Genomic DNA, 9,948 nt, shown 5'->3' on the forward strand with positions numbered 1-9,948 from the left:
TATGATTTTATATTATTATGTAACATACATACCTCTTTTGGATTTATATAATATATAAAATTTGTGAACTTAATTAAGTAATACTCCACACTAAAAATATAAGTAGTGGCAGAGAGAAATTCAATAGTATAAATTAGTGTTTTGTCGTAGCTATTGCTGGTATAGTCTTTATTCTAACTTATTACTAACAAAACTAACTTATTCTTTTATCCAGTTTTTTAGTCCATGATAGCGTCATATATGAAGCAATTATACTGCCATATATACAAATTTAAATATATGTGGCTATTAGAATCCATAGTAAGTATGGGATCATAAGCAGAGATACTGTTTTTATTTTTGGATAAGCTAGCAAAATTAGCATACCAACTATAATATCCATGAGAATCAAAATAAGACGAGAAGTTTTGATCAGGTGAAAGTAAAAAAACAAAGGGGACCAGCTCCAGTTTAGAATAAGCTGAGTCACATACAAAGTTTTGATAGTATCAGCACTGGCAACGTCGTAGTACGCCAAATTACTCATCCGCAAGCCCCAATGGCACTGTACAAAATATTCCACACGACTGGGAAATACATAATTTGGTGGTGTCAGAGGTGAATGATTTAAGGTACTGTACCAAGTGCTAATTTCTGCTATAGAGTTAAAGAAGCAATAATCGATCCAAGCGCTACGCGTGCTACAATCTAGGTGATCAAAGTGAGGTATTTTTTTTCTATAGTGCATTCTCATCTATTACTAGGTATTTATAATATATTTGTATGCATGAGGATATACCATCTTGATTTTCTTATCCTAGCGATACGTTTAATGTGCATATCTATTTCATGTTGGGTAGTGCAATGAATCACTTTATAATTGCCTTTATTAGAGTACAAAGTACCCAGCTACATATAAGCTCAGTAGTACCAAAGAGATTGTCTTGAGTAGTTAATCTATAATATTTATGATCTTTAGTCCAATAATAAGCCATGTCAATTAGTTATAAAGATAAGTACCCATAATAATAGCAGAGCATCCTATTATGCCTAATATTTCAGCGTAAATCAGAGCTTTTGCTTTTTTGATCACGCCGTAGATAAGCCAATTAATTAATAAAAACAAACAAATAAGATATGCTGGTAATGAAATATCTTCAGCAGATTGTGTTAAAAATATCTTAAATGCTTGTATATAATGCATGGATTGTCCGAGTATACCTACAGTCATAATATAGTATTCATAATATTTGCTTGAATTAGATTTTTGATTAATAAGCATATTAGAATTATTAGCAGTCATAATAATAGTAACCTTAAGACATTTTAAGACCAATTATCGATATAACTAAGGTAGTAATAAAGAATAATCGTAATATAGATATTGGTTCATTCAAGATGAAGATACCTAATATTGCAGTGCCAGCAGCACCAATACCAGTCCATACGGCATATGCTATACCTATAGGGATTTTATTTAATGTTTTAGCAAGACAGGTAAAACTTAATGCTCCAAAGAAAATAAAAAGGAGGATTGGTTTTAGTTTAGTTAAACCATCAGAATATTTTAATGAAATAGCAAATGCTATTTCAAAAAGCCCCGCTATTATTAACAGAAGCCAGTACATAAGGTTAAATATTAATAATATATTAATTATTTTTAGTGAATATAAAATTATTCCTATAACTTACTATTTACAAAGTTCAGAAGAAAATTCATTATGCTTACTAGCATGATAACATTTATATAAAGTATTTCTCTCTTGTATTGCCCATTGACCACATGATTAAAAGAAAGAATAAAAATGTCTTTTATTGCACTGATTGAATCATCTAATAAGCCAAATTGTTCTATAGTTACTTTTGATGCATTAGGAGATTCTGCACCGGATAATTTTTGCGATATATTCAAGTTGCTAATTTCAATTTGAAAATCCTTGCCCATTGCACCAATTGCTACTTGGCAAGGAGTATTGACTTGTATGTTATCTTCAGTTTTATTACATGCGGATAGTAACAATGGCATTGATAATAGCAGTAATCTTATGTATATAAACTAAAACCTTTCATGTATTATATTTAAATATTTTCTACTGAAGATCCGTCAGTATAAATTCAATTTTTAGAGATCAATCACTCCCTACCTTTGTTTTTCCACTTATCAATAATCTTTAGATTAATAATGAACTGTTCTTTACAATCAAGAAGCATTCCGTAAAGAATATGAGCATTATCAGGGTGTAAATAATCAAGACCTGCTTTAACAAATAATCCGCCTAACATAATCTTTTTTCTAGCGTCAGATTTACGATCAAAGGCTACTGTTTTTTGTTTGCATACGCGTATACCATAATTTCTTTGTAATTAATTTAATCAGTTTTGATGTTTCCTGATTTTGGTTTACTGGGCATCTTAACTTTCTTATGTACCTCTTTTAATTCATTTAAAAAAGGATGATTTTTATTATCAACATTTTTTACAAACTTCAAAAATCCAATCAATAATCTATCATCAATAGTTAGAGCATTACAAGATTTGAATATATTAAACAATTCTTCCTTACGTTTTTGAAGCAACTGAGTTTGTTGAGTCTCTAACCGTGCTTCTATTTTTGCAATACGTTCTTTTTTAAGTTGTTGTAAGTTAGCAAGTTTAGTGCTTGTTGCAAGTGCTTTAGTTACCATAATTTTCCATAGTGCAAAATTCACTCTATTCTTTGATGTTTAATATTAAATTAATATACCAGTATCAGCAACATATAGTCAAGGAAAAGCAAGCATTATGCATTTTTCTTTTACAGATATTATGGGGGATCAGTTAAGGGGGTAGTTAAGCCCCCTTAAAACCCTTTAGTAACACACAAGTAAAAATAAGTTGTAAAAGACCATAAAGTATGATGTAGTAGAAGTGTTCTCGTAGGAGCTCGTAGGAGTGCATTTTGTTTGTACAAAATGCCATACGCTCAGTGAGTAGCGAAAAACATCTGCAAGAAAATATAACAACGGTGCTTAATGAATAATGGCAATATTTTATTTTAATATCTCTAGTATACAACGTAGCAAAGGACAAAATGCCGTTGCTACTGCTGCGTATATTTCTGCTAGTAAATTAGTGTACAAAACCATTGATCAGGATAGTGGAGAAGAGATAAGTATTACTTATAATTTTACAAAAAAACATAGGGTAGTATATAGCAAGATATTTGTTCCTGAAGGTTTTGAAGACGTAGCATGGTTACAAAATAGAGAGCCATTATGGAATGCAGCGGAGGCAAGAGAAAAAAGGGAGGGCTCTAGAACTGCTGAGAAAATTTGTTTTGCATTGCCACGTGAAGTAAGTAAAGAAAGAAATATTACATTGGTAGAAGATTATGTAAATAAGAATTTAAGAGCTCGAGGTATAGTATGTGAAGCTAATATTCACTACGACAATCCCGATAATCCGCATATACATCTCCAGTTTTTAACAAGAAGATTAGAGCGTTTAGAAATTGGTGAAGTAATACTTAGTAAGATTAAGGCAAGAGATCTCAAAACCACTAAGGCAGTGTATGCTTTTAGGGAACAATGCGAAATTGAGATCAACAAAGTATATGAGGAAGCAGGGTTACCATTTAGAGTAACTGCTAAGTCATTTAAGGAGCTTGGAATAGATCAAGAGCCAACGCGTCACAAAGGACCTGCTCATTACATGAAGGCTACTGAGCTTGAGGCAAAAAACAAAGAGATCATAGCTGAGAATGCAAAGAAGATATTTGAAAATCCTGAAATAGTATTGGGTCGTATTTCATACACGAAGCCTGTATTTACTAAAGAAGATATAGCTATTGCATTATCGGACGCTTTAATGGTGCATTTAGTTTCAAAAGATAGTGATATTGCAAAGGAGCAAGAAGCTATTAGAGAATTTGGCAAAGGTCTTGTGCAGGAGCAAGTAGGCGCGGCTTATGCAGAACAAAATATAGCGAATGATGCAGTAGAAGGTTGAGCAGAAAATACCGCAAATAACCCCGCTATTGAGCATTTAAATAAAGAATATGGAGAGGAGTTTTTAAGGCTTTATAACCAGCTGCTTGTATCTGACAAGATAGAGTTGATGGATCAGAAAGATTTGATAGGAAGAACTCTGTATTCCTTAAAATCAAGAGTAAATTTAGAACGTCGTTATGTATCGCTATAGAAGAGTTAAATGCTCAGGAAGGTCATAAGCTGAATATTTTAGATAGCACTATTGGAGAGAGAAACAGTCTTAAGGAACAAATAGGCGAATTAGTAAATGTATTAGGAGTTAATTTGCAGAATAAGTTTAATGATAAGATAGGAGGTAATTTAGGTTTAAAGCTTAATGTCTTTGGCAGCAAGAATCACGAATTTAGTGATGAGCAAATTAAAGCGATCTTATCGGTCTGTAACGGCTCTGACATTAGCGTACTTGAAGGAAATCCGGGAGCTGGTAAGACTTTTGTGATAAGGGAGATAGTACGGCAGTACAAAGCGGCAGGATTTAAGGTAGTAGGTACTGGTCCAAGCAGTGTATCTGCTAAGGTTTTAAGTCGTAATGCTGGTATTAAGGCGGATAATACTAGTTTGCTTCGTAAGAAAATCGTAGAGTCCAAAGGAGGCGACTTTAAGATAGAGTTAAGCAGCAAATATTATGAGGAGGAATATTTAAAATCTATTGGTTGTGACTCGGTATTGAACTTTTTACGTTCTGATGTGCTTGATAGCAAAACAGTATTGATTGTTGATGAGGCAAGTATGATAGAGTTTGCTCATATGGACTATTTAGCTCACGAGGTCTCTTAAGGTCTCAGGCTAAATTAGTGTTAGTAGGCGATAACAACCAGTTTACAGCTGTTGGTATGACTGGAGCGTTTAACAAAGCACGTAAGATTGCAGGAGGAGTTAAGCTTACTGAAGTAAGAAGACAAGAAAGAGCAGAAGATAGGCAAGCAACTGAAGCTATGGGACGCTTTGCAATGCAAGAAACCATCGAGATCTATAGAAAACTAGATGTATTTAACATTAAAGATAATGAAGAAGAGGCTAAAACTAGCTTAGTGACGTCATTTGCTAAAGAATATACTGAGCAAAGAGATAGTCTTAAGCGAGATGATTTGATAGCTATGAGAAGTATTGCAATTGGAGCATATATGAACGAGAAAGTAGCAGAGTTTAATACAAGAGTAAGACATGAGCTAAAAAATAGCGGGGCGTTAAAAGGAACTGAATTACAAATTAGCAGTGGCGGGCGAATGCTACCACTGATGAAAGGCGATCAGGTTGTATTTGAAGAGAATAGTTTAAGATACGGTATTAGTAATGGTGAAGTTGGTACAATATTGTCGGTTAAGCCTTTGGTTAATTCGTTTAGTGGCAGTGCGAATAGTAAAGGTGATGGGGTTTTACGGGTCTTAGTCCATAAGGCAGACGGCAATAAGGATATAATTGAGCTTAATACTTTTTTAGATGCATTTAACAATAAGAGACGAGTGAAGTTAAATCATGGATACGCATTAACTGGTTACAAGTTACAAGGTGAGACGGTGGACCGAATGCATGTATATTTTGACCGCTCTATTGGATATGAGGCGTTTTTGGTACTCATGTCACGGTATAGACAGTAGGTTAAGCTTCATGCGTCCGCAAAAGAGTTAGAAAATATAGTGTACCAGCGTCTTGATAGTGATGTCGAGAAAGTTAGAAATCAGTTCAAGATTAACAGCTATGAAATGCGAGATGAGACGCGTATTAATTCTGCAGGGGGAGAATATACAGTTCAAGTAAAGGAAGAAATACCTAACTGGCTAATCGGCTTAACGCTTGCAGTTAGCAGAAGAGCTAATAACAGTTTTGCAATAGACTATAGAAGCGATGGTACTTTAGAAGGCAGTCAGCTAATCATCAAGGAGTATTTAGAAGCACGGGTGCGAGTCTTTGAGTGCCACGGTAAGATGCGTGAATGGAAGAGAGATATCGAGGCTACTGGTAATATTACAAGATTACATAGCACAATTCTTACTCAAGCATCTTATCTAAAGAGTATCAAATTAGACGATACAAGTGCTGCTATTGATTGTGAATTAGACTTAAACATCAAAGATTTAAAGATTGATCCATACAGCATTGCTCTTAGCGACAGCGAGGATAGCTTTAAATATGCTATTGAAAATATTCTGCGTGATGCAAAGGGCGAGAAGTCAGAGAGTGCATATAGTAGCACGCAAGAAAGCACTAAGCTAAAAGCAATAAAAGGCGTTACATATACTGACGGTAAGGCTTGCATTAACTTCAAGGAGCTTGCTAGCACAGATCAGAGCAAAATTATTGCTGTTTGTTTAAAAGAGAATTTTTACGAAAATCTTAAAGAAATCTTTGAGGAGTTAAAATTAGAAAAAGATGTTTTAAGAGATTACGCTTCAGTTATTTGTGATAGCTATTCTAGCGTAATTGATACTGAGAATGCAGATGAATCTAAGCGTTTAATTCTTGAAAAGAGAGATGTCAGCAAATTAATAGCTGGGAACAAAGTGGAAACTAGAACCTTAATAAGAGAGAAGAATTTTAGCAAGTCAGAGGAGCGGAAAATTCAGTTAGAAGAGCAGGTTGCGATAGTTGAAGAGAAATTGGCTCAGCACGATGAGAAGTTAGAGGAAATAGCCGGAAGAATATCAAATAGACCCTCGCTAATTAAGGAGAATACTACATTTACCAGTGATTCTGTATTAATGGGCGAGCGGACGATTCAGTTAAATATTAACTATGAGACGCTACGCAAACACGCTGGTTACGATACATACAAGTATTATATAAAGGACATATCTACGCATAGTAGTTTAAATAGCTGTAGTTCATACATAAGTCTTATTAAGCTTGCAAGGGATGTAATAAGTAATGACCAGCATGATTCTAGTGTTTTAACAAATAGCAAGCTGATGAGCTTAATAAATAGTTATATTGCCGGTATTGATAACTATAATTGGGAAAATAAGGAATTAATAGAGCTTAAAAGATGTGGTTTAGCTGAAGGTCAAAAGGCTTTAAGTGATCTTAGGCAAGAAGAGCAAGTTACCGGTAATTTTGTTCAAACATTATTTCCTCATTACTTGGGTCGCATTTACGAGCAGCAAGGAGCAGAGATAATAGAGAAATGGGAAGTAATTAAGGCATCTAACTCTAATATAGATGTGAAAGAATTAATTGTGCGTATTCAGTCTAATCCATCAATGCTTAGCAAATTACATGGCATTGGTTTAGGCACTATATTTGGAGTAAGCTCTAGCCGCCGTAAATCTATAGAGCAGGTAAGTAAACTAGGGCAGCAGCTTCTAAAATATGAGGATAGTATGGCAAGGCTTAGTGAAATTAAGAATAATGATTTAATAAAAGAGCAAGAGCAAAAAATAGCAGTGCTTCAAGAAGAGTTAAATGTACTTGCAGGATTAAAAGCAAGTAAGGCAGAAGAGAAGTTCTTAAGTAATTTAAAGACAATGCAGGCAGGTAGCGGCTTAAATATTAACAGCTTTAAATCTTTAATTGAGAGTGATGAAGTACAAGATTTGCTTTGTGAGTACTATAATAACCAAAATGAGCAATATACAAGGATTAATGAGCCGGATAGGACAGTAGTAGAACAAGAGGATGTACAATCCGTAATCACTAATTCTAAAACTAATGCTCCGTCAAATACTAGAGAAAGTACAAATCGTAGAAGAGACTGTAGTAGTAACACAAAAAAGCCAGTACTGCGTTTTGACAAGGTACAGGACGCTCTAACCAGTAGCGATATAGAAAGAATATTTAGGAAATATGCGGTATCTATTAGAGGCGGTGTAGGCTCTATAAAGCGAAGCGGCTCTGAGATCAGTATGGGTAGTCTTAGCATGAATCTAAGTAAAGGTACGTGGATACGCCACAGCAGCGGGAAGGGCGGTAATATCTTTGGTTTTGTACAAGAAGGAGCGCACGTTAGCAAGCGTCAATCACTTGAGATTGTTGCTGAGCTAGCTGGCATCAGAGCGGAATCAAATAGTTATGATTACAATACAGAACGTGCTACAGAGTACTAACGCTTCAGATGCCTTGCAGCAGCTAGTTGAGCGTAATATTTGGCTGGTAGTATTTAAAGGCAAGATTGTAAATCAAGAGAGAATCACAAGCTTAGCGGCTAATGAGTTTAAAGCTGCTACTTTCTTTAGTTCAGAAGAGGCAGGCAATTATGTTAAATATTTAGAGGCAACAGGTAAGGGAGGCGTAGCACATGACTATTTAAAATATGACTCACCAATGTATCAAGATATATTCACTAGTCTTGCTATGCGTGACGAGCGTTTAAGTGGAAGTATCACAAGCTTAAGTAATAGCAATAATACTCCTGATACTGAGACTATATAGAAAGCAAAACAAAGTTAATAGATGATACTCAAAATCTATATGAGAAAAAAGCATTAGAATATAGCGGAATATCAGGGATGCATGAGGCATACAGAGACTACTTGGAGTTAATGATTAAAAACTATGGTGAATCGCAAGGCAAAGTCATTTTGTATAAAGATATTGTACGTGACGTATCTATTCTACATTCAGCTCAGCTTGGCATGAATATCAATGATTTACCTGATAGTCATCACAAAGAAATAGCACGAGATGTATATAGTACTATCTCAGAGTATAGTAATAGATACGCACTAGATGCTGCTGACAAAGACAAGATTGCAAATTCAGTATATGAAGAACATTGCACGCTTAAAGCTTGGGAGCAAAGATCGTATGCACAAGTTGCTACTAGCTACACAGTCTATCAGGACCGACAGAAATACCTAGAACAGAGAAGAATTGCTGATATCGCAAGAGAATCAGAGCGTAAGACCTTAGTGGCACATACGGAGCAAATCAAACATGAGATATTGGCAGCAAAAACAGTAGCCGAAATATTTGTAGCTTTAGAGAAAGATCAAAAATTCTTTATAGCATAAAATGGCAATATTAAATATACAACATTTAATTATAAATTTGTGGATCTAGTGGAACAAGCTCTTGAATACAAGGAACAAGCACTTTTATTTAAATTAAAAGATGTAGTGGCAGCAGTAGAACAGCATGGTGTGCTTAGTACACAAGCCATATTAGCACAGCTGAAAGATAGTAAGGACTTAGAAGAAGTATATAAGCACTTTGATAGCAGTTTAGAGCGTCATCAGTTAGAGACTCAGCATCAGCAGATCAGAAAAGATAAAGTCAATGCCAAAACTACCGATGAAATGTTAACTGCAATTAGCCGTGAGCACGAGTTCTTTAAGTCTCTTAATGGCAAGCTTAAATATGCAGAGAAGTATGATAGCAGTATATTATCTGCTATCTCAAATGCTAAGACCATAGAGCAAGACACGCTAATTACAAATATGCATAATATGGTAGTATACGCTAAGAAACATGGTATATTAAATGACCAAGAGATAGTAAATCAATTTAACTCTAATGATAGTCGAAACGTGCTTAAGAATTTAAGTAAAACATGTGAGAAACATTATATGGATCATCATAATGAGAATATCAAGCAGCTATTAGATGATGAGCATGTGATGGTAGGAACTAAGAAATATACATGCCCGCTTAAATATATGAAGCATGAGATGCAAAATAATATACCAAGCTTTATAGATGAGAGGCACGTCTCTAGCACCTTTGCAAAAGTAAAAGTAGAAGTTAAAGAGCTACGTCTAGAAAGAGAGTTAGAACATACAATGACTATGAGATTTGAAGGATTTGCAAGCATGATTAATGAAGAGCATAATCAGAGGCAACAACAAACAGACTTAAGTACAAATAGCGATGCTAATGATGCTTCCGAGCGTCCAAGGCATGATGCATTATTTACAAAGGTCATGAGCGAACCTGTAGCTGCTCGTGAGTTTCTAGAGCATTATTTGCCAGCATCGTTTAAGAACAAGATTAATCTTGATAGTATCAA

Annotated in this window: 13 protein-coding genes; 7 read left to right on the top strand and 6 right to left on the bottom strand. The window is 34.8% G+C overall.

Annotated features, from left to right (window positions below; genetic code table 11):
• Positions 1 to 271: 271 nt before the first annotated feature.
• From ACKTSD_RS07535 to ACKTSD_RS07560, 6 genes are all read right to left on the bottom strand, one after another.
• Complete coding sequence (locus ACKTSD_RS07535; RefSeq protein WP_412708697.1) at positions 272 to 733, bottom strand: TspO/MBR family protein; 462 nt, start codon at positions 731 to 733, stop codon at positions 272 to 274.
• Positions 734 to 979: 246 nt separating this feature from the next.
• Positions 980 to 1,282: a hypothetical protein gene (locus ACKTSD_RS07540; protein ID WP_412708698.1), complete on the bottom strand. Its 303-nt coding sequence runs from the start codon at positions 1,280 to 1,282 to the stop codon at positions 980 to 982.
• Positions 1,283 to 1,295: 13 nt separating this feature from the next.
• On the bottom strand, positions 1,296 to 1,607 hold the full coding sequence (locus ACKTSD_RS07545; RefSeq protein ID WP_412708699.1) for a DMT family transporter: 312 nt from the start codon (positions 1,605 to 1,607) through the stop codon (positions 1,296 to 1,298).
• Between the two features lie 53 nt (positions 1,608 to 1,660).
• Complete coding sequence (locus tag ACKTSD_RS07550) at positions 1,661 to 2,005, bottom strand: hypothetical protein (RefSeq protein WP_412708700.1); 345 nt, start codon at positions 2,003 to 2,005, stop codon at positions 1,661 to 1,663.
• Between the two features lie 107 nt (positions 2,006 to 2,112).
• Positions 2,113 to 2,325, bottom strand: a complete 213-nt coding sequence (locus tag ACKTSD_RS07555; protein ID WP_412708708.1) for a conjugal transfer protein TraD — start codon at positions 2,323 to 2,325, stop codon at positions 2,113 to 2,115.
• Between the two features lie 23 nt (positions 2,326 to 2,348).
• Complete coding sequence (locus ACKTSD_RS07560; RefSeq protein WP_412708701.1) at positions 2,349 to 2,663, bottom strand: hypothetical protein; 315 nt, start codon at positions 2,661 to 2,663, stop codon at positions 2,349 to 2,351.
• A 334-nt stretch (positions 2,664 to 2,997) separates the two neighbouring features.
• Here ACKTSD_RS07560 and ACKTSD_RS07565 point away from each other — a divergent pair, with 334 nt between their 5' ends.
• The 7 genes from ACKTSD_RS07565 to ACKTSD_RS07595 form a co-directional block, all read left to right on the top strand.
• Complete coding sequence (locus ACKTSD_RS07565) at positions 2,998 to 3,966, top strand: MobA/MobL family protein (protein WP_412708702.1); 969 nt, start codon at positions 2,998 to 3,000, stop codon at positions 3,964 to 3,966.
• Positions 3,967 to 4,271: 305 nt separating this feature from the next.
• Positions 4,272 to 4,784, top strand: coding sequence for an AAA family ATPase (locus tag ACKTSD_RS07570; RefSeq protein ID WP_412708703.1), 513 nt, complete (start codon positions 4,272 to 4,274; stop codon positions 4,782 to 4,784).
• A gap of 17 nt (positions 4,785 to 4,801) precedes the next feature.
• The gene (locus tag ACKTSD_RS07575) at positions 4,802 to 5,605 is read left to right on the top strand and encodes an AAA family ATPase (protein WP_412708704.1); all 804 of its coding nucleotides are present in this window, start codon (positions 4,802 to 4,804) and stop codon (positions 5,603 to 5,605) included.
• Positions 5,606 to 5,644: 39 nt separating this feature from the next.
• Positions 5,645 to 8,047, top strand: a complete 2,403-nt coding sequence (locus ACKTSD_RS07580) for a hypothetical protein (RefSeq protein ID WP_412708705.1) — start codon at positions 5,645 to 5,647, stop codon at positions 8,045 to 8,047.
• Positions 8,013 to 8,372: a hypothetical protein gene (locus ACKTSD_RS07585; protein ID WP_412708706.1), complete on the top strand. Its 360-nt coding sequence runs from the start codon at positions 8,013 to 8,015 to the stop codon at positions 8,370 to 8,372. The genes ACKTSD_RS07580 and ACKTSD_RS07585 overlap by 35 nt, the downstream gene beginning before the upstream one ends.
• A 77-nt stretch (positions 8,373 to 8,449) precedes the next feature.
• A complete protein-coding gene (locus ACKTSD_RS07590; protein WP_412708707.1) occupies positions 8,450 to 8,953 on the top strand; it encodes a hypothetical protein in 504 nt (167 codons plus the stop codon).
• 798 nt (positions 8,954 to 9,751) lie between these two features.
• On the top strand, positions 9,752 to 9,948 hold a 197-nt coding region (locus tag ACKTSD_RS07595; protein ID WP_412708709.1), incomplete at its 3' end, for an Rpn family recombination-promoting nuclease/putative transposase.

Origin of the sequence: Candidatus Rickettsia kedanie, assembly GCF_045865205.1 — a bacterium.
GTDB classification, from domain to species: domain Bacteria; phylum Pseudomonadota; class Alphaproteobacteria; order Rickettsiales; family Rickettsiaceae; genus Rickettsia; species Rickettsia australis.